The sequence below is a fragment of the Enterobacter sp. MEB024 genome, from assembly GCF_030209635.1.
GTDB lineage: Bacteria > Pseudomonadota > Gammaproteobacteria > Enterobacterales > Enterobacteriaceae > Enterobacter > Enterobacter ludwigii.
In genome coordinates this window covers 431,026-456,474 of the sequence record NZ_JARVRQ010000003.1, presented here as the reverse complement: position 1 = coordinate 456,474, position 25,449 = coordinate 431,026, and the positions used below count along the sequence as shown (strand labels likewise).

The window sequence follows — 25,449 nt, the reverse complement described above, 5'->3', positions numbered from 1 at the left end:
TTTGCGGGGTAAAAAAAAGCAGCGGTAATTGCTTACCGCTGCTGGAATCTTGCCCACACGTTCGGGTTAAACAGCTTGTTCGATCTGTTCATCCAGCAGTTGTGGAATAATATCGGCAGCTTCCCGGGAAAGTTTACGTCTTTTTACTGCTCGGGATGGAGGCTGGCATAAACTACAGGCGAAGCTGCCTGCAGGCTGATGCGCATGGGTAATAAAATTGCCATCGCAGCAGTTACAGCGCGACAGCTCAAGCATTCCGCTTTCAACAAAACGCACCAGCGTCCATGCGCGGGTGAGCGCCAGCAAAGGACCCTCGTCCTGCTGCGGGCATTGTTCAAGGTAAAGTTTATACGCTTTGATCACGGCATCAACGCCGCTACACAAACCGGTTTTGAGAAGGTACTGCCAGGCATTACAGAACATGGAGGCATGAATGTTCTGTTCCCAGGTCATAAACCAGTCCGTTGAAAACGGCAGCATTCCTTTCGGCGGGGGACTACCACGTAACTCTTTATACAATTTGATGAGGCGACCACGACTCAGCTGAGTCTCGCTTTCCAGCATTTGTAAACGAGCACCGAGCGTAATCAGCTCCATTGCTAACTGTATGTCACGCGCTTCCTGAACAATGCTTTTCTCGCTCATTGCTAGGCCCTTTTCTTACGGGCTGCGTCATCAGGCTGGCTGATTTCGGTAAGCAAGCGAGTGGAAAGAAGAATACCGGTATGGATCTGTTGAAGATCGTCAACACGGGAATCCTGCGTCAGACGCGTGATAGTCTGAGGATTGTCAAAACGGAACTGGCAAACCAGTTGGTTTGTTTCCGCCAGTTTAACCATTTGAGGAAGGGTTAACCCACCCAGCATGGTTGCCATTTCTTCATTAATACCCAGACGAAACATCGCGGACGCCTTGTCCTGACTAATCAAACGCTGCGCGAGCAGTAAATACGACAAATTGATGTCATAGATATGTTTTAGCAACTCGGATGTATGCATTGTTCCCATCCCGAATAACCAACTATTATTTTTATGCGGAAAGACCGCACCCCGTGATGTCGCCGGGAAATCACCCGGTATAAAAAAGAAAAGGCTAAATGCATAGTCGAATTTAGGTTTGTATTCATTGAAACGCGCAACAGCTGAAACGCGGTTACGTCTCTTACACGTTTTATCATTTCTTACAAATAACTAAGATTTTTCCTAATTCGACGCAAACTCTACTCGTCAGTTTTGACACATACAATGCAGCTACCCCCAAATTTAAAAAAAATGTGATCTACGTCACACAATTTAAGTGAATATCTCCCATAAATCCATCAGTATGACTTGTAAATTGGTTGTTTTTTGAACGATCGACACTGTTTTCTATTCTTTATGGGCGAATACTCATGCAGGAGTATGAGCAGAAGTGGCATGACATGTGCTGTTCGAAACGTGTCAGCGACCGGATGCGCGTCACAGCAAATCCATCGTAAGGTCACATTTTCATTATCTATAAAAAACATGTAGTTATGCAAAACGCCTATAACAATTGTTTCACATGGTAATCATTAGAAATGTGTTTATAACGTCTTAAAACGATTTAACACAGGAAACGTAAAAAAGTGTGATTCAGGTTAAGTTGTTAATTTTTTTCATTTAGGCACGTTTTCCCGGTATTCTTCTTATAAGAATAATTAATGAATAATTATGATTAGCTTCACACTTATGTCGTATTCACCTCTTGCAGATCCGGTGAAATCGCGGTAATGGTGACTAAGACGCTGTCTTTCAGACACCTAAGGAGTGCGTTATGAGTTACTCCCATCTTCTTGTTTCTGTTGCGGTTTCGCCCGAAAGCCATGAACTCATCGCCCGGGCGGTTTCCATTGCCAGACCGCATAATGCCCGTATCAGCCTGATCACCCTCGCGGCCGAGCCTGAGATGTATAATCAACTGGCTGCCCCCATGCTGGAAGATATTCGTGAGGTATTACAGGAAGAAACGCAGCAATTTATGCGAGAGCTGGTAGAAAAGGCGCAATATCCTATATATGACACCATTATTGCGACCGGGGAGCTTAATGCGCATATTCTCAGCATATGCAGTAAGCAGAATATTGATTTAGTAATATGCGGGAATCATAACCACAGCTTTTTTTCTCGCGCAGCCTGTGCGGCGAAATCGATTGTGGCGTCAAGCCAGGTGGATGTGTTGTTAGTGCCTCTTGGGGGTCGTTAAACCCCCAGAGGAAAATCAGGCGAGTTTAGGGAATGTCGCGATCTTTTTTTGCAGATGGCCTTCATTACTCTGCGGGGCAATATCACGAAGATCGCGAATAAAACGCGCCTGCCAGTGGTTAATATCGTTCTTACGGATCGTTTCCATCATCTCGGCATGGCGGGAAATACGCTCCGTGAGCGGCATCGTCAGCGCACGGTTGAGGGCATTCGCCACGTCGTCACGATCGTAAGGGTTGACGATAAGCGCAGACGTCAATTCATTGGCGGCCCCGGCAAACTGGGAAAGCACCAGCACACCCGGATCGGCGGGGTCCTGGGCGGCGACGTACTCTTTCGCGACCAGGTTCATCCCGTCCCGCAATGGCGTTACCAGCCCGACATCCGCATAGCGGAACACTTTCATCAGGATCTTACGGTCAAAGTGTTGATTGAGATAAAAGAGCGGCGTCCAGCCCAACTGACCGTAGCGGCCATTAATGCGCCCAGCTTCCGTCTCCAGCTGGTGACGAATATCCTGATAAGCCTGCACTTCACCGCGCGAGGTGGGCGCTATCTGCGTATAGCGGATTTTACCGTGATGCTGCGGATACTTCTCCAGCAGCGTTTCATACGCCAGGAAACGTTCCGGCAGCCCTTTGGAATAATCAAGACGCTCCACCGAGAAAATATTCTTCACGTGCTTGAGTTCATTCTTAAGCTGCGCCAGTTTGGGCGGCAGCGGACCGGAAGCCTGCTCGGCAATCTCTTCAGGTTCAATACCGATGGGATACACTTCTGTGTGGAATGTCTTGCCCCAGGCCGTATGGGTTTTACCCCCTTTGGTCACCACTCGCGTTTTGCCGGACACAGAATCAAGGAACGCAAGTCGGTCATTCTCGGTCTGGAAGCCCAGCAGATCGTAGTCACACAGCGCATCCAGCAACTCTTCATGCGGCGGCAGCGCGGTAAAGATTTCCGGCGTCGGGAACGGAATATGCAGGAAAAAGCCAATCCGGTTATTCACTCCCCTTTTACGCAACTCTCTGGCGAAGGGCAGCAGGTGATAATCGTGGATCCATAAAATATCGTCTTCCTCGATTAAAGGCAGCAGTTTATCCGCCAGCAGCGAATTCACCCGCGTGTAGCCTTCAAAGGACTCGCGCTGGAATTTGACCAGATCCAGACGATAGTGAAACGCTGGCCACAGCACAGCATTGGAGAACTGCGAATAATACTCGTCATAATCTTTTTCGTTTAACGCAAACGACGCCCACGTAATATTTCCGCGCGTCACTTTCTTGAGCGGTTTCTGTTCTTCACTGATTTCACCATTCCAGCCAAACCACAGCCCACCGGCGGCTTTTAAGGCACCTAATACCCCAACCGCCAGGCCACCTGCACTGGATTTTTTATCATCAGGCGGTGCAATTCGGTTAGAGACGACGACTAAGCGACCCATAATGGTTTCCCCCTTTGTTTTGCGCTATTTGTTGTTGTTGCTGGTTAGCGATGTCAGATATCCACTGCCAGACGCTGGCGACATCCGCCAGACGCCATTCGGCGACAGTCTCACCAGGCCCGACCTTGATGGCGATCCCTCCGGCCTGATTCACCACACGAAACCCTGCCTCATCGGTCAGGTCATCCCCAATAAAAACGGGCGTCCTGCCGTTAAAAGGCGGTGTCGCCATAAACGCCGCAATCGCCGCGCCTTTATTGATCCCTTTAGGTTTAAGCTCCACCACGCATTTACCCGGCTGCAGCGCCAGCTCCGGATGTGCATTTGCTATAGCGGTCGCAAGCGCAAGCACAGCCGCTTCGTGCTGCGGCGCCTGGCGATAATGCAGGGCAAAGGCCATCCCTTTGGCTTCAAGCTCCGTACCGGGCAGTTCTGCCAGCGCAGACGAGAGTTGTACCTGTAGCGCCTGGATTAATGCGTCGGGGAGTGAAACGATATGCGTTTGATCATGGATGTCGCGGCGCTCCGCTCCGTGTACACCGGCCAGCGGAAAGCGATAAGGCCTGGCAAGCTGGTCCAGTTCGGCCATCGAGCGCCCTGATATCAATGCCACTGCTCCCTCAGTCATCTGCGAGAGCTGATGCAACTTCTGAAGAACCGTGGCGGGGATCGCCACCAGGTCAGGATGCGGCTTTATCTCGGCGAGCGTACCGTCGAGATCAAAAAAGAAAGCATAGTGTCCGGGCAGTACAGGCGGTGCAGTTAACAAGTCAGCCACCCTATTCCTCCTTACGGTTTACGAGAGGTAAACGCCTTTACCTCTTTCATAGCCATGTAAGTATAGACAGTGTGACGTCGCTCGCCATTTGACAACCGCCCCGCCAGCAAAACTGGCGAGGCGGTTCGGGGGTCAGCTAAGGTTATTAGTTGAGCAATATAAAGATAGGAAAAATCTCAAACGGTACGCTTCGCTTTTTGCTTGTAACGGTCGAATATCACCGCTGCCAGCAGGATCAGGCCACGAACGACGTACTGAGAGAACGGCGAAATATTGAGCAGGTTCATGGCGTTCTCTACCGTCCCCAGGATCAGGATACCGGCCACCACATATGAGATTTTTCCGATGCCGCCTTTCAGGGAAACGCCCCCCAAAACACAGGCTGAAATGACGATAAGCTCATAACCGATAGAGGTCATTGGCTGGCCACTGGTCATTCGCGACGCCAGAATAATCCCTGCGGCTGCAGAGACCAGCCCGGAGAGAACAAAGATAATAATCTTGGTACGCACCACCGGCACACCGGCCAGACGTGCGGCTTCTTCATTGCCCCCGATAGCCAGGGTATTACGGCCAAACGTGGTCCGGTTGAGCAGGAACCCGAACAGGATAAGACAGGCCACGGTCAGCCAGATTGGCGCTGGCAGCCCCAGCCAGTTAGCGTAACCGAGGGTAAAGAAGCGCTCGTCTTCAATCCCCACCGCTTTACCGTCAGAGATGATATAGGCAAGACCTCGCACAATTTGCATGGTCGCAAGCGTTGTGATCAGGGCGTTAATCTTCAGGCGAGCAATGACAAAGCCGTTCACCAGACCGCTGAGCACGCCCAGTAACAGACCCGCCAGCACGCCAATCCACAGGCTCTCCGTCATGTTGATTACCACAGCCGTGGTGACACCGGCACAGGCAATAACCGAGGCCACCGACAGGTCAAAATCGCCCGAGGCCAGGCAGAACAGCATACCGCAGGCCACCATGCCGGACATGGAAATGGCCAGCCCCAGCCCTTTCATATTAATAAAGGTGGCAAAATTAGGAACGAAGATCGCACAGGCGACAAACAGGGCGGCAAAGACCACCAGCATGCCGTACTGATCCCAGATTCGGCCAAAACTGAACGCCGACTTTGGCGCTCCGGATGTAGTAACAGAGGACATCATTAACTCCTTACTCAGGCGACAGCCTGGCTGACTTTAGGCATGGCGAGATTCAACGCCTGTTGTTCATTCGCCTGTTCATGAAGCAATTCACCGGCAATTTCACCTTCACGCATGACGACAATGCGATCGGCGACGCCAAGCACTTCAGGCAGATCGCTGGAGGCGAAGAGCACCGCCACGCCGCGTTTTGCCAGTTCATAGATCACGTTATAAATCTCGTGTTTTGCCCCCACATCGATACCGCGCGTCGGTTCGTCCAGTAAAATGACCTTCATATCCTCCGACAGCCAGCGGCCCAGAATGGCCTTCTGCTGGTTGCCCCCGGAAAGATTCATGATCAGCTGTTCCGGTCCCGGCGTTTTGATATTGAGTGAACGAATGTGGTGATCGGCATTGCTCGATTCCCAGCTATCGTTGATCAGGCATCCTGCGCGGATAAATTTGCGACGGGCGGAGATATTGATGTTGTCACGCACCGAATGCACCGGAATAATCCCCTCCGCTTTGCGATCTTCCGGGCAGAGCATCATGCCTGCCTTAATCGCGTGGGCGGGCTTCTGAATATCCACCGCTGCGCCGTCAATAGACACCACGCCTTCGGTAATGCGCGTGCCGCCGAACAACCCTTTCATTAATTCGCTACGCCCGGCGCCCACCAGGCCGAACAGCCCGACGATTTCACCGCTGCGTACCGATAACGAAACCGGCATGCGTACTCCCGGCGCTTTTACATTATCCAGTCGCAGGCGTTCAGGGCCGTACTCACGCGGTTTCCAGTGGTAAATGTCCCCCAGATCGCGTCCGACCATCGCCTGGACAAGCTGGTCATGGTTCACCTGCGCCATATCGCTAAAGGTGCGCACATAGCGGCCATCTTTAAACACGGTGATGGCGTCGCTCAGGGCAAATATCTCCTCCATACGGTGCGAAACATACAAAATCGTGCGGCCTTCCTGGCGCAACTCCCGGATCACGCGGAACAGGTTTTCGATTTCACGTGCGGAAAGCGAACTGGTGGGTTCGTCAAAGGCAATAATTCTGGCGTTACGCGCCAGAGCCTTGGCAATTTCAACCATCTGCCACTGGCCGATGGAGAGGTATTTCAGCGGCGTCTGAGGATCGACGTCCAGCCCAAGATGTTTAAGCTGCAGCCCTGCTTCATAATTAAGTAGCGAACGATTAACCACGCCGCTTTTGTGCGGGAGCTGTCCTAAATAGATGTTCTCGGCCACGGTCATCTCTGGGATCAGGTGCAGTTCCTGATAGATAATGGCCACCCCGGCATTAAGCGCCGCCGTGGTATCAGTAAAAGCCACCTCTTCGCCACGAATGGCCAGTGTGCCGGTCGTAGGGGAATAGTTGCCGCTGAGGATTTTCAACAGCGTGGATTTCCCCGCGCCGTTTTCACCCATCAGGGCATGAACCTGGCCGGGATAGCAGTCGAAACTGATATCGGTCAGCGCGTTAACACCGGGGAACGTTTTCCCGATGCCGCGAAATGAGAGATACGGATCAGACTGTCGCATAACGTCTCCGTGATTCCTGTAGTGTGTACGTCTGGCCCCTCATGGTGAATGAGGGGCGCAATCACAGCGTATTACTTACCGCCCAATCCTTTTTTCGCCAGTTCCTCTTTGAAGTTGTCGCGGGTAATCAGCACCACGTCGGTCACTTCAGTAAATTTCGGCGGTTCAGCCCCTTTGGTCACCCAGTTGTAGAGCATTTCACTGGATTTGTAGCCGTGTACGTCCGGGCTTGGCAGCAGAGAGCCATAGAAGCCGGTCGCCTGCGCTTTGGACAGTTCGCTGACGGCGTCAACGCCGTTGATGCCGATACCGATAACATCCGGAGCTTTGAAGCCCTGACCTTCTGTCGCACGCACGCCACCCAGCACGGTGTTGTCGTTCATACCGACCACCAGCCAGTGTTTAACTTCCGGGTGTTGAACCAGCATTGAGTTCGCGGCGTCGAACGCGCCGGGGATATCGTTGGATTTGGTAGGAACTTTATAGATCTGTTTTTCCGGGAAGCCGGCGGCTTTCAGAGCGTCCATGGAACCGGTAGTACGACGACGTGCAGTATCCAGCTCATCAGCCGTGATGGCCATGACGCCCGTCTCTTTTACATCCCAGCCGCGCTTTTGCATCTCTTTATAGAGTTCCTGACCCTGGCGCTCACCAATTTTGGTCGCGGCCATCATTACCAGCGGCACGGTGTCCATTGGCTTGCCTTTGGCATTGACGAACTGATCGTCAACGGCAATAACCTTCATGTCGTAACCGCGCGCTTTAGCCGCAATTGCCGACCCCAGTTTTGGATCGGGTGTACAGATAACGAAACCTTTCGCACCGCTGGCCGCCAGGCTGTCGATGGCGTTCAGGGTTTTTTCACCGTCAGGCACGGCGATTTTAATGACGTCAAAACCTAAATCTTTTCCGGCTTTATCGGCGAATTTCCACTCAGTCTGGAACCACGGCTCTTCTGGCTGTTTTACCAAAAAACCGAGTTTTAAATTCTCTGCGATAGCGGATTGTGACATAACAGCAGCCAGACCAACGGCCGCCAGCGCTTTAGTAAATTTGTGCATGGTAAACTCCAGCTTTAGCATTCTTTTCTGTAGGGAATATTTGCGTGCTTCTTATTTAATCGGACTTAAAACAAGGCATTAGCGCTTACCTCGTCATAAGCGTTATTGCTGGTGATAGTTTTAGCGGGAAATTAATCATCCATAAGAGAGCGCCATCACACCGCAGAATTACAGTAATTGCGTACATAAATTCAGCGGAAAATGACATAAAAACGGCAGGAATTGTCGGACAAATGAAACGGGGTTAAGCAGAATTATCCATAAGATCAGCTAAGAAGTCCCTGAGCGCCGGACGCTCTAGCATCCGGCGGGAAATTTACCAGGCGTAATAATAGATGTGGTCAGCGTGATCGCGAACGGGCGTTTCGTCACCCAACAGTCGAGCAGCCAGGGCCAGCGCAAAGTCAAAAGCATGACCAAGACCTTTGCCGCTGAGCAGGTTTTTATCCTGGACGACCGGTGCATCCACATATTCACCGTCTTTTACCGTCTCCCATAAATCCCCGGAGCAGACGTAGCGACGCCCCCGAAGCAGCCCATTTCCCCCCAGCACGCGCGCCGCTGCTGAACAAATAGGGCAAATCAGCTTTCCGCGCGCGTCATGTGCAGAAATAAAACGGATAACCTGCGGATCCGCGGCCAGATTTGCGCTGCCCTGCGGTCCCCCGGGTAGAACAATCGCATCGTAAAGCGAATCGCTGCGTTCTGATAAGGTGCTGTCTGCCACCATGGGAATGTTATGGTAACTGACCACTGCACGCGACTGCGCGCAGGCCAGAGTTTCCACGTCGATGTTCAGCCGGCGCAAAATATCAATGGTGATAATCGCCTCTGCTTCCTCAAAACCGGGTGCCAACAGCACCGCAACCTTTGCCATCATAGATCTCAATGATTGAAACAAGATAAAACAGTGTTTCATTTTTACATAATCATTAAGAACAATCTTGCACAGCGATCACACACTCGCCTTTTTGCGATAAATTGATTTAGCGCAATTTTATTCCTCAAAATATATCCTGATTGATTGATCTGTTTTTCACATCGTCACAGAAGATTCTGTTGCCTTAATATTTTCACTCTTGAAAAAACGAGATAAAAAATACACAAACACATAAAAATCAATCAGTTATTAATGTGTTAATTTATATCCACCTGTTTTCATTTCTGTACTATATTAAATTTTGTAATGTATGGTAAACACAGCCTAATTAAGAGTTTTCTTAGACAGAATACAAGGGTATGCTTATTTATATCGAACACAGGAAGTGAATATTCGATCGACTTTTGTCGCCGCAGAAATGCCATTTCTGCATTCCATTATATGTGCCTGCCGGGTCAGGTTAGCCGCGGACATCACGTCCCACAGTCAATAAGGATATGAGTATGACTACCCAAACGATGATGCAAAAACTCAATGCCCAGTTGAACCTCGAGTTCTATGCCTCGAATCTGCACCTGCATATCAGCTCGTGGTGTTCCGAAAACAGTCTCAATGGCTCTGCCACTTTTTTTCGCAGCCAGGCGCAAAGCAACGTCACCCATATGATGCGTGTTTTTAACTTCATGAAAGCCGCAGGGGCGAACCCAACCGTAAAAGCGCTTGATACGATCGACGATAACTACTCTTCTCTGGAAGAATTGTTTGAGAAAACGCTGGAACAGTACGAACAGCGTTGCAGCACGCTTAACAAGCTGGCCGATGAAGCCAGAGCACAACACGACACCAAAACCCTTAAATTCTTACGCGATATGGATAAAGCGCAACAGCAGGACGGCATGCTGCTCAAAACGCTGGCGGACGAAATCCATAACGCGCAGCAGGCGGGTTTATGTCCGGAACAAACCGACCGTCATCTGCTTGACCTTGTGACGGTACAGCACCACTGATCATTTTCCTGCTCCCTGACAGGCGCGCTTTTCGGCCTACCGGGAGCAGGTTCCCCCTCTCGTCGCCAACCTTCTGCTTTTGCTAAGATTTAACAAATCAGATCTCGCTCTCAATGATTAACCACACAACATGTAATGATTTATTTAATTACATTATCATTGAAGAGGGAGCATCATGATCACCATTGAGTTTATTGTCATCCTCCTCTGCCTGCTGACAGGTACGCGTTTCGGCGGCATGGGGCTTGGGTTGATAAGCGGTATTGGCCTTTTTATTTTATGTTTTGTCTTTGGTCTGCAACCCGGCAAACCGCCGGTTGACGTGATGCTGACCATTCTCGCCGTCATTGGGTGTGCCGCAACGCTTCAGACCGCAGGCGGCCTGAACGTCATGATGCAATTTGCTGAGCGCCTGCTGCGCAAACATCCTCAACACATCACGCTTCTCGCCCCTTTTACCACCTGGATGCTGACCTTTCTCTGCGGGACCGGACACGTGGTGTACACCATGTTTCCCATCATTGCGGATATCGCCCTGAAAAAAGGGATCCGCCCGGAACGCCCAATGGCCGTGGCATCAGTGGCATCGCAGATGGCAATTACGGCCTCGCCGGTCTCCGTGGCCGTTGTGTCACTGGTCTCCATTCTGGGCGCGCAGCATGGGCTCGGCCACGCGTGGGGAATACTGGAAATTCTCGCCGTCTCGGTTCCTGCCTCACTGTTCGGTGTGGCGATTGCTGCGCTGTGGAGTTTGCGTCGTGGGAAAGCGTTAGCGGACGATAAGGAGTTTCAGGAAAAGCTCAAAGATCCGAAGCAGCGTGAATTCATCTACGGCGGGACGGAAACGTTAATGAATCAACGTTTTCCAAAGCAGGCCTACTGGTCCACGTGGATTTTCTTCGCCGGCATTGCCGTGGTTGTCCTGCTGGGGGCATTCCCTGACCTGCGCCCTGCATTTGAGATAAAAGGAAAGATGACGGCGCTGTCGATGAACCTTGTCATCCAGATGATGATGTTAATTGCCGGTGCCGTAATGCTGATGGCCTGCAAGGTCAATGCGTCTGCCATTTCTAACGGCGCGGTGTTTAAGGCGGGTATGGTCGCGATCTTCTCGGTGTTCGGGGTGGCGTGGATGAGCGATACCTTTTTCCAGGCGCATCTTGATGAGTTAAAGCTGGCGCTGGAAGGCGTGGTGAAAAGCCATCCGTGGACCTACGCGATTGTGCTGTTCCTGGTATCAAAGCTGGTGAACAGCCAGGCGGCAGCCCTGACGGCCGTTGCGCCTATGGGGCTGATGCTGGGAATCGACCCGAAAATGCTGATCGCCTTTTTCCCGGCCTCTTACGGCTATTTTGTCCTGCCGACCTACCCAAGCGATTTAGCCTGCATCGGCTTTGACCGTTCGGGCACAACCCGCATCGGCAAATTTATCATTAACCACAGCTTTATTCTGCCGGGATTAATTGGCGTAAGCTGCGCGTGTGCGGCGAGCTATCTGCTGGTACAGACGTTCTTTTAAGGTGAGCGAAGGGCGACAAACGGTCGCCCTTTTTAGCGTCAGGCGGGCTTTAGTGAGACTCGCCCTGCGGCGTGAATCGCAGTTCAATCAGCGCGATGGCTTTCTGAATAGCGCGAAGCGTGACCGGGTCAGCCGCAGCGGGATGGCTGTTGAAATCGATATTTTTCAGCTGCGTGGACATCTTCTCGCGCACTTCAACCGGCGCAATAACGTCCAGGACATCAAGGATTTGTTTGATAACTAACTGACAGGCGACAACGTCAGACACCAGCTCCTGATCGGCGCTCAGGTTTTGTGACATGGGGCTTTCTCCTTATTTAAAGGCCGCCATAGTAACAAAACGCAGGCCCATTCATCTCCCTCTCGTCGCTTACGGGCACAAAAAAACCCGCCGAAGCAGGTTTTTTTCATCAGAACATTGCGCCCGGTGGCACGTCTTTAAAAGTGTTGCAGTAGTTAGCCCACATGCTTTTCAGGATTTTGCGAAGTTTCATCAGGTAGCTCCATTAACTTGTTATACAACTTTATCGTCAATGTGCTTATAATATGACCATCGTCACAAAAATCAATATTTTTGTGATGTGCGTCACAATTTTATGCTTCCTGCCAAACCTGAAAAGTGGGGCTCACGGCACCTTAAAGCGTCAGCCTACGATCCCGCGAACAAAAGCTTCGATCTCTTTGTCCTGGCAATTCTCAAAGAAGCACTGCTGGAAACGCTGACCCGAAACGGCCGTCTTCACCAGCTCGGGATCGATTGCGCGCAGCGTATCCAGATAGTTTTCTTTCACGACCGCCGCTTTAACCTGGTTCAGAATACCGGCGTTACGCACCTGCGGCTCTTTGCGCTCGGGCGGATAACCTTCACCGTTTCGACCAGTGAACGCTTTTTCAAAGATAAACCGAACGTTCAGTTCAGCCCCCCAACCGAAGCCTTTGGCAAACGGCAGGGAGAGCGCATTACCGTTGTTGATCTGAGCAAACAGGAACGCATCCGCAGGATCAATGCAATAGCCGCAGATAACGCCCGGGTGGATGTTCAGCGACATCAATGCTCCCTGCCCCGTACCGCAGCCGGTCACAACAAAATCAACGGCTTTCGCATTCAGTAAAATGCTCGCCATAATCCCCAGATGGATATAGGTCAGGTGATGGTCATTCTCGTCGCTCATGCCCACGTTATAAACCGGGAACCCTTTTTCATCGGCTACCGTTTTCAACTCTTTCAGTATCACTGGGTTTTTCGCGGCCTGGCTGTTTTCCATCATCAGTGCAATTTTCATTTCATCTCTCCTGAATGCGTGGCGGGAGATCCCGCTATGGATACCTTTACCTGTTCACCCTACTATCAAACAAACAACCTTTCAAATTAAATGAAAGGTTGTTTTAAAAAATAAAGACAGGTTCACAATTTAGCGAGAATGAGACCGTACGCCAAACGTGCATTAAAAAGTTAAAGCAAACCTGTTGCCGCTTCAGCCCGTTAGCTAGACTGCAAAAGTACACGCTAAAACCGTATGGGGTTGACCTGTGAATCAGCGCTGCCGGATGCTTCGCTCCCTCTTTCTACTCGCGTTGACGGGTCTGTTGCTTGTTTGCCCCCCTGCCCGGGCAGAAGAGCCTGTACCGGTCTGGATCTTTGATGCTAACAACTTCGAATTCTGGCGCACACCGCAAGGAGAGTGGCAGGGTTTTTATCCTGAACTGATTAAGGCCATCAATAAACAGGCGGGTACGCAGCTGCAGCTGCGGCCGCTCTCCGGAGCCGATATTAGCCAGCGTTTTGCACAAAATGAGTATGGCGTGTATGCCGGGGTATTGCGCACGGAGAAGCGAGCCAGAACCAAAATTCTCTCAGCACGTTTATTTGATAACGACGTGGTGGCCGCCAGTCCATCGATGACGGTGACAACTGCCGAACAGCTCAGCCATGCCCGGGTGCTGTTCCGTAAAGATGACGCGACGCTCGACAGTGTGCAACAACGTTATCCCGACCTTAAATTTCGTTCTCTGCGCCTCGTCGCCACCAGCGACGAGGCTTTTCGCTTACTGAGCGACAACCAGGCTGATTTCTATATTAATGACGCTCCGGAGATGGAGAATACCCAGCGCTATTATCTGGTCTCCCGGCCCTTTCCTGAGCTACGCATTCCTGTCGTCCTCGCCTTCAGCCCTGACCTGCTTCCCTTGCGGGATAAAATCAATGCGCTGATTGGCACCTGGTATCGCAACGGCGAAATCAACACGATGCTGGAGGAGAGCAAGCGCAATTACCTGCTAAGCCGTATCACCCTGTCAGAGGAGGAGCGAACCTGGATCGCGCATAACCGCCTGCAGATCAACCTGCCCAAAAACGAGAATTTTGCCCCGCTTATCTGGCGGGACAGCAAGGGCTACCACGGCACAGCCATTGATATGATTAACAACATGCGCGATTTACTGGGCATGAAGGTTGATGTCAATTTTATCGATCACTATTCGAGTCTTCCGCGACAGCAGTGGGCGGTTCGATTGATTGATATCGTTGATCGAAGCGACAGTGCGCATGCACAGGGTCGTATCGGCCCCGACATCGCCTGGCACAACGCCTATTACAATCGCAGCAGTCAGCCCTTCTTGTGGAACGAAGAGAGTATTCGCAGCCAGCGCGTCGGCGTAATCGACGGTTCGTTTGCCGCAGCCTATTTACGCCAGCGTTTTGGCAGCGATGTGATCATCGTGACCCGGCCAACCATTGACGGTCTTATCGACGCGATTGAGAACGATGAGATTGACTATATTCTGGGCGACCTCAGTTCGCTGGAGTCCACGCTTCGCGGCAACGAACTGTTTCGCGGGGTGCTGAAAGTCGCGGGGGTCACCCGCTCTGAATTTATTATTGGCCCGTGGGTGGATCCGCAGCATCCGCTCTTTCATCTGCTGACTCAGGTTCATCGCCTGTCAGAATACCGCACGCAAATAGAACGTCAGGATGAGCAGAGTTACTTACCCGATTTTTCTAAAAACACGCTGAAGATTATCAGCGTAATTTTGCTGATCGTGGCCCTGTTCAGCATCGGTATGCTGATCATGATGCGTCGCCATTTACGCCAGAACCGGATGGTTAACCGCAATATGGTGCAGGCGCTGGAGAAGGTAAACCGCGCGCACGATGACGAGACCGGCAGCCATATTCAGCGCGTCGCCCGATATTGCGGCTTGATGGCGCGTGAGCTTGGGCTTTCGCGCAAAATGACCCGTGAGATAGAACATTTTGCCTCTCTTCACGATGTCGGAAAAATTGCCGTGCCGGAGCGTATTCTGCGTAAGCAAGGCCCGCTGACCCAGGACGAGTTTGCCGAGATGAAACTTCATACCGTGAAAGGGTGGCGGATTATTCAGGGCTTAGAGCTGGGCGCAGTTGCGGAGAATATTATCCATTTCCATCATGAAAAATGGGATGGCAGCGGATATCCGCAGGGGCTGCGGGGAGAACAGATCCCGCTGGAAGCCCGCATTCTGGCGCTGGCCGATGTGTATGATGCCCTGAGGCAAAAGCGGGTCTATAAGCCGGGATTCACACACGAGCAAGCCTGCAAAATCATTCTGGAGGGTGACGGCCGCCATTTTGACCCGCAGCTTATTGCGCTGTTTCGCCTGCATCATCTTAAGTTTAAAACCATTTTTGACAGCCTGGCCGACTAAACGGCCCGTCGCAAAGAGAAAGCGCAGATTGCCCGGCTATTCCTCCCATTGCGACTCACATCTGCAGGTACGATAACGTATTTCCACTCACTCAGAGCGAACCATGAAAAGAGTCTTCGTCGCCGGTACGATCCTGCTGCTGGCGGGCTGTAACATTAATCGCCAGGCTGAGGTCAGCACCCTGGACGCGCCAAATGGCATCGTCCGCCTCGACTACGGGCAAGCAATGCTGCAAAACGCCTATTCCGATGAGTATGTTAATAACGGCACCGCAGCTAAAGCGTGTCAGAGCATGGGATATGCCACCGCCTCTGCCTATGGCCAGCCCATTAAAACCTGCACCCTGACCAGCGGCTCTCTGTGTCTCAATGAGAGCGTGACGATCCAGTATAAATGCATGGGCTTTGCCGTAAACCCTAAGGCAAATAACCCGTGGTATTAATCTGTGCTGCCAGTATTGACTGGCAGTGTATTTCATTACGAACAAAAACAATTCTCATTAATAAAATATAAATCGGCAATGCGTTTTATTCCCATTCGTATTTTAAATAAAGAAATAATTATTTTACGTTTTGCAAATAATTAAATAACAAATTATAGTGTCGCTCATTGTGAACCAGAATTAATAACCCGGAGCGTCACCATGCTGAAAACTGAAATGATCGACAAGCTCAATGCGCAAATGAACCTTGAGCTTTTTTCATCCCTTCTCTACCAGCAGATGAGCGCCTGGTGCAGCTACCACAGTTTTGAAGGCGCTGCCGCCTTCCTGCGCCGCCACGCGCAGGAAGAGATGACCCACATGCAGCGTCTGTTTGATTATCTGACTGACACGGGCAGCCTGCCGCGCATCGATAACGTTGCGTCCCCGTTTGCCGAGTATAATTCGCTTGATGAGCTCTTCCGTGCGACCTATGAGCACGAGCAGCTGATTACGCAAAAAATTAACGAACTGGTTCATGCGGCAATGATCGGCCAGGATTATCCGACCTTTAATTTCCTGCAGTGGTACGTGGCAGAGCAACACGAAGAAGAGAAACTGTTTAAATCCGTGCTGGATAAATTGTCTCTGGTGGGGAAAACAGGCGAAGGTCTTTACTTTATCGATAAAGAACTTTCTACCCTCGATACACAGAAATAATATTGCTGCGGTGCTGTTTTCAGCGCCGCACTTTTTATTCTCCGCGCACAGATTTACATACACCCCGCACAGCTTGTACACCGCCAGTCCTGCGTATTGACCGCCTGGTAAAAATACCGGTAGTTAGCCGTCTCCAGCGGAATACCGGCGTCAAAAAAAACATCTGTCAGCCAGTCTACGTTTTCGATGATCCACTCATTTTCTTTTAGCCCCTGCGCAAAGGTGTCGTCCTCAGGATCGATGATCGAATAAATGGCCCAGGTGCCCATATCCTTTTCACGACGCGATTCAGGAAGCTGCAGGGCCTGGTTCTGCCAGCTGATTATCCAGTGACCATGGCACAGTAAATTACCGCCCCGGCTCCACGCCGCGGTAAAGGGATTATTTCCCGCCATCTGCCCTCACTTTATTTGAAAACTTATAGTTATTGTTTAAATTACGCCTGATTTTTCGGCAAAAATAGTGCCCTTACGAAGTAGGTATCCCCTCCCAAAGGGGCAGGTGCGGGGAAATTACTTAAAGTCGAAAAAATATCGTAAATAATTCATTACACCTACTGTAACGGTCATTTGACGAGGCGGGGCTTTTCCCTTACTCTGCGCCGCAGAATTTGTCGCGATTACGAATCGTTGTAGAGGAATGCGTGAAAAACAGAACCCTGGGAAGTATTTTTATCGTCGCCGGAACGACGATTGGCGCAGGAATGCTGGCGATGCCTCTGGCTGCCGCAGGCGTTGGATTTGGAGTGACACTGCTGCTCCTTGGCACACTCTGGGCGTTGATGTGCTACACCGCCCTGCTGTTGCTTGAGGTTTATCAGCATGTGCCCGCGGATACCGGCCTGGGTTCTCTTGCGGCACGCTACCTGGGACGCTATGGCCAGTGGATAACCGGCTTTAGCATGATGTTCCTGATGTACGCCCTGACCGCGGCCTATATCAGCGGCGCCGGAGAGTTAATCGCCTCCAGCGTTAACGACTGGTTCGACGCTGACATCACGCCTTCAACGGGCGTTATCTTCTTTGCGCTTATTGGCGGGGGTGTGGTCTGTGTGGGGACTTCGCTGGTCGATCTGTTTAACCGTTTTCTGTTCAGCGCCAAAATACTGTTCCTGATTGTGATGCTGGTTCTGCTGGCACCGCATGTTCACAAGGTTAATCTGCTGACGCTGCCGCTGGAAAAAGGGCTGGCGCTGTCCGCGATCCCGGTTATTTTCACCTCGTTTGGCTTCCACGGTAGCGTGCCCAGCATCGTGAGCTATATGAACGGCGATATCCGCAAGCTACGCCGCGTCTTTATGGTGGGGAGCGCCATCCCGCTGATTGCCTATATTTTCTGGCAACTGGTGACGCTGGGGAGCATTGACGCGTCGACCTTTACCGGGCTGATGGCGGAACACGCTGGCCTGAACGGTTTTCTGCTGGCACTGCGCGAGGTTGTCACCTCCCCGCACGTTGAGCTGGCGGTCCATCTGTTTGCCGACCTGGCGCTGGCCACCTCATTCCTGGGCGTGGCGCTCGGCCTGTTTGATTACCTGGCCGATCTGTTCCAGCGTCGTAATACTGCCGCAGGACGCTTACAGACAGGGGCAGTCACCTTCCTGCCTCCTCTGGCGTTCGCGCTGTTTTACCCGCGTGGGTTCGTGATGGCGCTGGGGTATGCAGGTGTGGCGTTATCCGTGCTGGCCCTGCTGCTCCCTTCCCTGCTGGCCTGGAAGAGCCGCCAGCAGCATCCTCAGCAAGGGTACCGCGTCATGGGCGGCAAACCGCTGCTGTGCATTGTGTTTGCCTGCGGAGTGATGATTATTCTGGTGCAGTGCTTGATAGCCGCAGGGATGCTACCGGAAGTGGGTTAACAAAAAAGGGGCTGAAATCAGCCCCTTTTTATTAGTGCAAACAGCAGCTCTTAAACTTCTTACCGCTGCCGCACGGACACGGATCGTTACGCCCGACCTTTGTGCCGTTAACAATCGGTTTTTTTGCTTCCGGCTGCTGTGGGTTGTCCACCCAGTAATTGTACAAACGCAGAGCCGCAGGCTGAATGCTCTCAATGCTGGCTTTATATTCGTCTTCGCTCAGCTCATCCAGCTTCTCGCTGTTCTCGTCTGTACCGTGCAGCGCAATCGCATCAAGATCGGCCTTCAGTGCTTCCGGTAAGGCTGACCAGTCCGTCAGCGCCACACCGCGCATATAGCCATAACACCACTCTTCAACAACGGTATAGCTCTCGCCGTCGACATCGTTGTAACCAAACATCGGCTCAAACTGATCCGGGTATTCGCTCAGGCGCTCAGCAATGTCGTTCATATGCTTAAAGCAGAGATCGATAAAACGGTGCATTTCACGATCGTTTTTCCAGCGCGGAATGTATTTCTCGCCACCCCACACGGCCACCAGCCAGGTATCTGGCTCAACGACAACAGGGCCGGAAAGGACTGCGGTAAGCATGCCGTCCAGTTCAGACACGTCAATCACGGACGCATCGTCATGACCGTAAGACATTAATGTCTCTTCAAGCCACGCCATTTCGCTTTCATTCAATGGGCCTTCAGTCATCGCTGACACTCCTGATAAAAAAGGAAAAGATCCTGACACATATCTCACGGCTTTCCTATCTGAAGTTTAGGTCTTTATTGCTGCAAAAACGTGCAAATCGTGACCATTGCACAACTTATGGGCTTTGTTGTTAACGATATGTGATCTCCGCTGTAATTTCATCGCGTCCCACAAGGTGCCATATCACCGCACTCTATACTCAAACATGTCACAACCCGCTCAATGGGTTAACCATTCTGGCAACGATTTTGCTTAATGTTCTTCGCGCGAACCTGCGCAGGGAAACCTCGCCGTATTACGCAGGCGTTGTCTGGATCTTGTTCGTTTAGTGCATTTTGTTCTTGCTCGTGTTTTTGGATTGGCTGCGCCGTCGGCGTCCGGGTTTACGCCGTGGTGCAAAAACCTCTTTGCTAAGGAACATAATAATGTCGCTGAAATTTATCAGAACTCCCCTTTCTCTCGTGCTGGCCGGTTGTCTGGTGACGGCATTTTCTGCGCATGCAGATATTGTCATTGGTGTGGCCGGGCCGTTTACCGGCCCAAACGCCACCTATGGCGATCAGTACTGGCACGGTGCAACGCAGGCCGCTGAAGACATTAACGCCGCAGGCGGCATTAACGGCGAGAAGATTAAGCTGGTTCAGGGGGATGATGCCTGCGAGCCGAAACAAGCCGTGGCCGTCGCCAACCGTCTGGTCGACCAGGATAAAGTCAACGCGGTGGTCGGCCATTTCTGCTCCTCTTCCACAATGCCCGCCTCCGAGGTGTACAGCGACGCGGGGATCCTTGCCATTACCCCCGGCTCGACCAACCCCCTCATTACCGAACGAGGCATGACCGATATGTTCCGCATGTGTGGTCGCGATGACCAGCAGGGCCAGGTCGCCAGCGATTTCATTATCGATAAGCTGAAAGCCAAACGTGTGGTCATCATCCATGACAAAGACACCTACGGTCAGGGGCTGGCAGACGCCACCAAAGCTGCGCTGGCGAAGCGCGGGGTTCAGGATGTGATGTATGAGGGCTTATCCCGTGGTGAGAAAGACTTTAACGCGCTGGTGACAAAAATCGGCGCGCAAAAGCCGGATGTGGTGTTCTTCGGCGGTTGTCACCCTGAAGCCGGCCCGCTGGTTCGCCAGATGCGTGAACAGGGCGTGCAGGCGAAATTCTTCTCCGGCGACTGTATCGTCAACGAAGAGATGGTGACCGCGGCGGGTGGGCCGCAATATACCAAGGGTATTTATATGACCTTCGGTAAAGACCCGCGTCTGATCCCGGATGGGAAAGCGGTCATTGAGAAATTCCGCGCCGGAAAATTCGAGCCTGAAGGTTATACCCTCTACTCTTATGCCTCCGTTCAGGCCATTGCCGCGGCCTTCAAGGCCACGGGCGGTAAAGACTCGGCCAAAGCCAGCGAATGGCTGAAAGCCAATGCCGTCGACACGGTTATGGGCAAAAAAGCCTGGGACAGCAAAGGCGATCTGAAAGTGTCTGACTACGTGGTGTATCAGTGGGACGATAACGGAAAATATAAGGAAGTTCAGTAACGGGACGGAGTCACGCTCAACGCCGGCAGGTTCGCCTGTCGGCGCGTAATAAACATCAGGCTGCGCGTGCCGCGCAGCTTAAAAAAACGAGCGCGCTATGATGAGTACATTCTTCCTGCAACAGTTAATAAATGGCTTAACGCTGGGCTCCGTGTATGGATTAATCGCCATCGGCTACACCATGGTGTATGGCATCATTGGTATGATTAATTTCGCCCACGGCGAAGTGTATATGATCTCCGCCTACCTCTGCGCCATTGGCCTGGCGCTGCTCTCCTTCTTCGGCCTGCAGTCGTTCCCGTTGCTTATCCTCGGTACGCTGATCTTCACGATTGTGGTGACCGGTGTTTACGGCTGGACTATCGAGCGCATTGCCTATAAGCCGCTACGCAACTCTACCCGTCTGGCACCGCTTATCTCCGCCATCGGGATGTCTCTGATTTTGCAAAACTACGCGCAGCTGAGCCAGGGGCCGCGTCAGCAAGGGGTGCCCACAATGCTGGATGGCGTACTTCGCCTGCATATCGGTGAGGGGTTCGTTCAGATAACCTACACCAAAGTGTTTATTCTGGTTGCCTCGTTCGCCGGCATGCTGTTGCTGACATGGATAATCAACAATACCCGGCTTGGACGGATGTGCCGTGCGGTGCAGCAGGACCGCAAAATGGCCTCCATTCTGGGCATTAACACCGACAGAATCATTTCGCTGGTCTTTGTGATTGGCGCGGCGATGGCCGGTCTGGCGGGTGTACTCATCACCATGAATTACGGCACCTTCGATTTCTACGTCGGATTTGTCATTGGCATCAAGGCGTTTACCGCAGCGGTGCTCGGCGGGATTGGCTCCCTGCCCGGTGCGATGCTCGGCGGGTTGATTCTGGGCGTCGCCGAGGCGCAATTTTCCGGCATGGTGAACTCAGATTATAAAGATGTGTTCTCGTTTGGCTTGCTGGTCTTGATCCTGATTTTTCGTCCTCAGGGTCTGCTTGGCCGCCCGATTGTCGCCAAAGTGTGAAGGAGAATACGATGACCTCTCACGGCTTTTCGCTTAAGCGCTGCATTCTGGACGCCATTTTTTCCGGGCTGATTGCGTTAATAATTTTTGGCCCGATTGCCGGCGTGGTGCTGGACGGATACAGCTTTAATTTCGCCGGACAGCGGCTCGCATGGATAGTCGGCATCGTGATGCTGGGCCGTTTTCTGCTGAGCGCTTTTTTAGGCACCGCTCCGGGTGCACGTTTCCAGGCACGTTTTGAAGCCGACAGCGCGGGGGTTTATGTCCGGCCGCCGGAATACAAAAGCCGCATGCGCTGGATAATCCCGCTGATTATCGCCCTTGCGATCTGCTTTCCCTTTGTTGCCACCAAGTACGTTCTCACCGTCGCCATTCTTGGTCTTATCTACGTGCTTCTCGGTCTCGGGCTAAATATTGTGGTCGGTCTGGCCGGGCTTCTGGATCTCGGTTATGTCGCTTTTTATGCCATCGGCGCTTACGGGCTGGCGCTGGGGTATCAGTATCTGGGATTAGGATTCTGGAGCATGCTGCCGCTGGCGGCGATTATGGCTGCTGCGGCCGGCGCCCTGCTCGGCTTTCCGGTGCTGCGAATGCACGGTGATTACCTGGCGATCGTCACGCTTGGCTTTGGGGAGATTATTCGCCTGATCCTCAACAACTGGCTGACCTTCACCGGTGGCCCGAACGGCGTTTCTGCCCCGCCTCCCACCTTTTTCGGACTGGAGTTTGGCCGCCGTGCCAAAGAAGGAGGCGTACCCTTTCACGAATTTTTCCATCTGACCTACAACCCGAACATGAAGTTTATCTTTATCTACACGGTGCTGTTCCTGGTGGTGATGCTGGTGCTGTATATCAAGCATCGTCTGACGCGGATGCCTATTGGTCGGGCATGGGAAGCCCTGCGGGAAGATGAAATCGCCTGTCGCTCAATGGGATTAAATCATGTGCTGGTCAAGCTCTCGGCCTTTACGCTGGGTGCGTCGACTGCCGGCATCGCCGGGGTGTTTTTTGCCACTTATCAGGGCTTTGTCAACCCGACATCGTTTACCTTTTTTGAATCGGCGCTGATCCTGGCGATTGTGGTGCTCGGCGGTATGGGCTCAACGCTTGGCGTGGTGCTGGCGGCGTTTGTGCTCACGGTGACGCCGGAGCTGCTGCGCAGTTTTGCCGAGTACCGGGTTTTGCTGTTTGGCATGCTGATGGTGGTGATGATGATCTGGCGTCCACGCGGGTTGATCCGCATTAACCGCAGCGGGTTTGCCGTGCGTAAGGGCGTAGCGCCATGAACGGAACGATATTAAGCGTTGAACATCTGATGATGCATTTCGGCGGGATCAAGGCGTTAAACGACGTCAACCTGGACGTGCAGCGCGGTTCAATTACTGCGCTTATTGGCCCAAACGGCGCGGGAAAAACCACCGTCTTCAACTGCCTGACCGGTTTCTATAAGGCTTCCGGCGGCAATATTTTCTTCAATACGCGCAATAAGACGACCAACGTCATTCAGATCCTCGGGCAAAAATTCCAGCCAGGAGACTGGATCCACCCTGCGCAGTTTGGGCAACGCCTGTTCTACAAAATGTTCGGCGGCACTCACCTGGTGAACCGCGCCGGACTTGCGCGCACCTTTCAAAATATTCGTCTTTTTCGCGAGATGTCGGTCGTGGAAAACCTGCTCGTGGCCCAGCACATGCGCGTCAATCGCAACCTGCTGGCTGGCGTATTCAATACGCCAGCGTACCGACGGGCGGAAAACGACGCGCTGGACAGGGCCTTTTACTGGCTGGAGGTGGTCGATCTTGTGGAGTGCGCCAACCGCCTGGCGGGCGAGATGTCGTACGGTCAACAACGGCGCCTGGAGATCGCGCGGGCCATGTGTACCGGCCCGGAAATGATCTGTCTGGATGAACCCGCCGCCGGGCTGAACCCGGTAGAGACACATAAGCTGAGTAACATTATTCGTTTTCTGCGCGACAACCACGGCATAACGGTATTACTGATTGAGCACGACATGGGGATGGTGATGGAAATATCGGACGACATTATTGTGCTCGACCATGGCGATGTAATTGCCCGGGGGAAACCTGATCAGATCCAGGATGACGAAAAGGTGATTGCCGCCTATCTGGGCACCGATGAAAGCGAGGTCACTCTATGAATGAGCCGCTGCTGGCATTTCGCGAGGTGGATGTGTTCTATGGCGTGATTCAGGCGCTGAAGCAGGTATCCCTCGAAGTGCATAAAGGGGAAACGGTGGCGCTTATCGGCGCGAATGGCGCGGGTAAATCGACATTGCTGATGTCTATTTTTGGCCAACCGCGTATTCGTAACGGGCAAATCCTGTTTTGCGGCGAAGACATCAGCCATAAATCTACCCACTATGTGGCCTCCGGCGGCATAGCACAGGCACCCGAGGGGCGGCGTATTTTTCCGGATATGACGGTTGAAGAGAACCTGCTGATGGGGACCATTCCTGTCGGCAATCAATTTGCCGCCGACGATATGCAGAGCATGTTTGAGCTGTTCCCGCGCCTCAAAGAACGCCGTAAACAGCGAGCCATGACCATGTCCGGCGGAGAACAGCAAATGCTTGCCATCGCCCGCGCGCTAATGAGCCGCCCTAAACTGCTACTGCTGGATGAACCCAGCCTGGGTCTGGCGCCCATAGTGGTTAAGCAGATCTTCCAGACGCTGCGCGAGCTGGCTCGCAACGGCATGACCATTTTTCTGGTAGAGCAAAATGCGCATCATGCTCTGAAGCTTTCTGACCGTGGCTACGTCATGGTCAACGGGCAAATTCGCCTCAGCGGCAGCGGCGAGGAGTTGCAGGGAAACCAGGAGGTAAGAAAAGCCTATTTAGGCGGAGTGTAATTCATACGCGTGTCATACGCATGTCGCGCATAACTGTAAATATATGTCAGGCGATACGACGCGGGTGATTCAATATACCGCTTTTAACATCTTCGCTGATTATTTATGAAAGATAGACATTTGCGGCCATCGGTCCGCTGAGTCCGTTGATGCGACAGAACTCAACGCGAATCCCGGGAAGGAGCGTTTCTTTTTCGTTGTTATTAAAGGCTGAAATGTGGAGAAAAACGTCCTTTCGACCATCTGAAGGGATGATTAGGCCTTTGCCACTGTGCATATCAAAACTTTTGACAATTCCTGTCATTTTACGAGACAAATAAGATCCTCTTAGAAAACATGCATTAACTATACACACAAATTAATTTTAAGCTAATGCAGTATGACACTTTTTATGTGAGCCTTCCGGAAGGCTAAAATAAAAATTGCTAATTCTCCCTCCTCATGCATTAATGAAGTCGTTGGTTTAATCCACACACGAGCGTAAAAAATTTTACCCGGCAGTCCTCATAACCAGGCGCTATCGCTGATATCCCCTCCTTTTGAGTCCATACGTTTAATATTATACGTTTCTTAGCATTTCAAATACTCACAAGGAGTCTGCATGTCTTCAAGAATTATAGGTTTGGTTAAGTGGTTTAACGAAGATAAAGGTTTCGGTTTTATCTCTCCTGTCGATGGTAGCAAAGATGTGTTTGTGCACTTTTCTGCTCTGCAGGGTGATGATTTTAAAACTCTCTTTGAAGGCCAGAAGGTCGAATTTGCTATCCAGAGTGGCGAAAAAGGCCCTGCTGCTGCAAGCGTAATACTTTGCGATAGATAAAGTTATCACGGACCCGCGATCACGATGATGGATTTTTCCTGAGTAGACGGGTCCTGGATTAGAAGGCTTTTTCTGAGCAACAGGTCAGCATATTTTTCTCGTAGAAAGAGTGTGCTGACCGATGTGATGAAGTGCAGGTCTGCTGCACGAAGAGTCTTAAAGCAGAAGCGAGCTGCTTGTAAAATATCAAAGTGCGTAAGAGGTCAGGCAACCTCCAAAAGC

27 protein-coding genes are annotated in these 25,449 nt (G+C 51.9%); 13 read left to right on the top strand and 14 right to left on the bottom strand.

What is annotated here, in order from left to right:
• Positions 1–66: 66 nt before the first annotated feature.
• Both flhC and flhD read right to left on the bottom strand, forming a co-directional pair.
• A complete protein-coding gene (gene flhC / locus QRN24_RS08370; RefSeq protein WP_014170677.1) occupies positions 67–645 on the bottom strand; it encodes a flagellar transcriptional regulator FlhC in 579 nt (192 codons plus the stop codon).
• A 2-nt stretch (positions 646–647) separates the two neighbouring features.
• Positions 648–998 (bottom strand): flagellar transcriptional regulator FlhD, encoded by a 351-nt coding sequence (gene flhD, locus QRN24_RS08365; RefSeq protein ID WP_020883374.1) that lies wholly within the window; start codon positions 996–998, stop codon positions 648–650.
• Between the two features lie 796 nt (positions 999–1,794).
• Here flhD and uspC point away from each other — a divergent pair.
• Complete coding sequence (gene uspC, locus QRN24_RS08360) at positions 1,795–2,223, top strand: universal stress protein UspC (protein WP_014170679.1); 429 nt, start codon at positions 1,795–1,797, stop codon at positions 2,221–2,223.
• Positions 2,224–2,238: 15 nt separating this feature from the next.
• Here the strand turns inward: uspC and otsA are convergent, their stop codons facing one another.
• From otsA to QRN24_RS08330, 6 genes are all read right to left on the bottom strand, one after another.
• On the bottom strand, positions 2,239–3,663 hold the full coding sequence (gene otsA, locus QRN24_RS08355; RefSeq protein WP_014170680.1) for an alpha,alpha-trehalose-phosphate synthase: 1,425 nt from the start codon (positions 3,661–3,663) through the stop codon (positions 2,239–2,241).
• On the bottom strand, positions 3,638–4,441 hold the full coding sequence (gene otsB, locus QRN24_RS08350) for a trehalose-phosphatase (RefSeq protein WP_014170681.1): 804 nt from the start codon (positions 4,439–4,441) through the stop codon (positions 3,638–3,640). The genes otsA and otsB overlap by 26 nt, the downstream gene beginning before the upstream one ends.
• A 176-nt stretch (positions 4,442–4,617) precedes the next feature.
• Positions 4,618–5,598, bottom strand: coding sequence for an arabinose ABC transporter permease AraH (araH, locus tag QRN24_RS08345; protein WP_014884358.1), 981 nt, complete (start codon positions 5,596–5,598; stop codon positions 4,618–4,620).
• Between the two features lie 14 nt (positions 5,599–5,612).
• On the bottom strand, positions 5,613–7,127 hold the full coding sequence (gene araG / locus QRN24_RS08340) for an L-arabinose ABC transporter ATP-binding protein AraG (protein ID WP_104440076.1): 1,515 nt from the start codon (positions 7,125–7,127) through the stop codon (positions 5,613–5,615).
• Between the two features lie 71 nt (positions 7,128–7,198).
• Positions 7,199–8,188: an arabinose ABC transporter substrate-binding protein AraF gene (gene araF, locus QRN24_RS08335; protein ID WP_020883371.1), complete on the bottom strand. Its 990-nt coding sequence runs from the start codon at positions 8,186–8,188 to the stop codon at positions 7,199–7,201.
• Positions 8,189–8,504: 316 nt separating this feature from the next.
• A complete protein-coding gene (locus QRN24_RS08330) occupies positions 8,505–9,065 on the bottom strand; it encodes a DJ-1 family glyoxalase III (RefSeq protein WP_262104806.1) in 561 nt (186 codons plus the stop codon).
• A gap of 506 nt (positions 9,066–9,571) precedes the next feature.
• On the opposite strand from QRN24_RS08330, the gene QRN24_RS08325 reads away from it, so the two are divergent.
• Together QRN24_RS08325 and QRN24_RS08320 are read left to right on the top strand one after the other, a co-directional pair.
• Complete coding sequence (locus QRN24_RS08325; RefSeq protein ID WP_020883369.1) at positions 9,572–10,075, top strand: non-heme ferritin-like protein; 504 nt, start codon at positions 9,572–9,574, stop codon at positions 10,073–10,075.
• 175 nt (positions 10,076–10,250) lie between these two features.
• Positions 10,251–11,594, top strand: coding sequence for an anaerobic C4-dicarboxylate transporter (locus tag QRN24_RS08320; RefSeq protein ID WP_020883368.1), 1,344 nt, complete (start codon positions 10,251–10,253; stop codon positions 11,592–11,594).
• Positions 11,595–11,643: 49 nt separating this feature from the next.
• Here the strand turns inward: QRN24_RS08320 and QRN24_RS08315 are convergent, their stop codons facing one another.
• From QRN24_RS08315 to QRN24_RS08305, 3 genes are all read right to left on the bottom strand, one after another.
• Positions 11,644–11,895 carry a DUF2766 family protein gene (locus QRN24_RS08315; RefSeq protein ID WP_014170688.1) on the bottom strand — a complete coding sequence of 84 codons (252 nt, stop codon included), beginning with the start codon at positions 11,893–11,895 and terminating at the stop codon, positions 11,644–11,646.
• Positions 11,896–12,004: 109 nt separating this feature from the next.
• Positions 12,005–12,088, bottom strand: coding sequence for a stress response protein AzuC (gene azuC, locus QRN24_RS08310; RefSeq protein ID WP_014832437.1), 84 nt, complete (start codon positions 12,086–12,088; stop codon positions 12,005–12,007).
• Positions 12,089–12,238: 150 nt separating this feature from the next.
• On the bottom strand, positions 12,239–12,877 hold the full coding sequence (locus tag QRN24_RS08305) for an RpiB/LacA/LacB family sugar-phosphate isomerase (RefSeq protein WP_020883367.1): 639 nt from the start codon (positions 12,875–12,877) through the stop codon (positions 12,239–12,241).
• 247 nt (positions 12,878–13,124) lie between these two features.
• On the opposite strand from QRN24_RS08305, the gene QRN24_RS08300 reads away from it, so the two are divergent.
• From QRN24_RS08300 to ftnA, 3 genes are all read left to right on the top strand, one after another.
• The gene (locus QRN24_RS08300) at positions 13,125–15,278 is read left to right on the top strand and encodes an HD domain-containing phosphohydrolase (RefSeq protein WP_262104596.1); all 2,154 of its coding nucleotides are present in this window, start codon (positions 13,125–13,127) and stop codon (positions 15,276–15,278) included.
• Positions 15,279–15,381: 103 nt separating this feature from the next.
• Positions 15,382–15,720 (top strand): YecR family lipoprotein, encoded by a 339-nt coding sequence (yecR, locus tag QRN24_RS08295; RefSeq protein ID WP_020883365.1) that lies wholly within the window; start codon positions 15,382–15,384, stop codon positions 15,718–15,720.
• A gap of 201 nt (positions 15,721–15,921) precedes the next feature.
• The gene (ftnA, locus tag QRN24_RS08290; protein WP_014170693.1) at positions 15,922–16,419 is read left to right on the top strand and encodes a non-heme ferritin; all 498 of its coding nucleotides are present in this window, start codon (positions 15,922–15,924) and stop codon (positions 16,417–16,419) included.
• Positions 16,420–16,472: 53 nt separating this feature from the next.
• Here the strand turns inward: ftnA and QRN24_RS08285 are convergent, their stop codons facing one another.
• Positions 16,473–16,814 (bottom strand): PM0253 family protein, encoded by a 342-nt coding sequence (locus tag QRN24_RS08285; RefSeq protein WP_063215271.1) that lies wholly within the window; start codon positions 16,812–16,814, stop codon positions 16,473–16,475.
• A 248-nt stretch (positions 16,815–17,062) separates the two neighbouring features.
• Here QRN24_RS08285 and tyrP point away from each other — a divergent pair, with 248 nt between their 5' ends.
• On the top strand, positions 17,063–18,274 hold the full coding sequence (gene tyrP / locus QRN24_RS08280; RefSeq protein ID WP_063215272.1) for a tyrosine transporter TyrP: 1,212 nt from the start codon (positions 17,063–17,065) through the stop codon (positions 18,272–18,274).
• 31 nt (positions 18,275–18,305) lie between these two features.
• Here the strand turns inward: tyrP and QRN24_RS08275 are convergent, their stop codons facing one another.
• Entirely contained in the window at positions 18,306–18,974 is a 669-nt protein-coding gene (locus QRN24_RS08275) for a YecA/YgfB family protein (protein WP_020883362.1), read from the bottom strand.
• A 425-nt stretch (positions 18,975–19,399) separates the two neighbouring features.
• Between QRN24_RS08275 and QRN24_RS08270 the strand changes: the two genes are divergently transcribed.
• From QRN24_RS08270 to QRN24_RS08250, 5 genes are all read left to right on the top strand, one after another.
• Positions 19,400–20,521 (top strand): branched-chain amino acid ABC transporter substrate-binding protein, encoded by a 1,122-nt coding sequence (locus QRN24_RS08270; RefSeq protein WP_020883361.1) that lies wholly within the window; start codon positions 19,400–19,402, stop codon positions 20,519–20,521.
• Between the two features lie 100 nt (positions 20,522–20,621).
• The gene (locus QRN24_RS08265; RefSeq protein WP_025203827.1) at positions 20,622–21,536 is read left to right on the top strand and encodes an ABC transporter permease subunit; all 915 of its coding nucleotides are present in this window, start codon (positions 20,622–20,624) and stop codon (positions 21,534–21,536) included.
• A gap of 11 nt (positions 21,537–21,547) precedes the next feature.
• Positions 21,548–22,822 (top strand): high-affinity branched-chain amino acid ABC transporter permease LivM, encoded by a 1,275-nt coding sequence (gene livM / locus QRN24_RS08260; protein WP_020883360.1) that lies wholly within the window; start codon positions 21,548–21,550, stop codon positions 22,820–22,822.
• On the top strand, positions 22,819–23,694 hold the full coding sequence (locus tag QRN24_RS08255; RefSeq protein WP_279258403.1) for an ABC transporter ATP-binding protein: 876 nt from the start codon (positions 22,819–22,821) through the stop codon (positions 23,692–23,694). The genes livM and QRN24_RS08255 overlap by 4 nt, the downstream gene beginning before the upstream one ends.
• Entirely contained in the window at positions 23,691–24,407 is a 717-nt protein-coding gene (locus QRN24_RS08250) for an ABC transporter ATP-binding protein (protein WP_284942612.1), read from the top strand. The genes QRN24_RS08255 and QRN24_RS08250 overlap by 4 nt, the downstream gene beginning before the upstream one ends.
• Positions 24,408–24,510: 103 nt before the next feature.
• On the opposite strand, the gene cspF is transcribed toward QRN24_RS08250, so the two are convergent.
• A complete protein-coding gene (gene cspF, locus QRN24_RS08245) occupies positions 24,511–24,723 on the bottom strand; it encodes a cold shock-like protein CspF (protein WP_025203826.1) in 213 nt (70 codons plus the stop codon).
• A 285-nt stretch (positions 24,724–25,008) separates the two neighbouring features.
• On the opposite strand from cspF, the gene QRN24_RS08240 reads away from it, so the two are divergent.
• On the top strand, positions 25,009–25,227 hold the full coding sequence (locus QRN24_RS08240) for a cold shock domain-containing protein (RefSeq protein ID WP_014170702.1): 219 nt from the start codon (positions 25,009–25,011) through the stop codon (positions 25,225–25,227).
• The last annotated feature ends 222 nt before the right edge of the window (positions 25,228–25,449 follow it).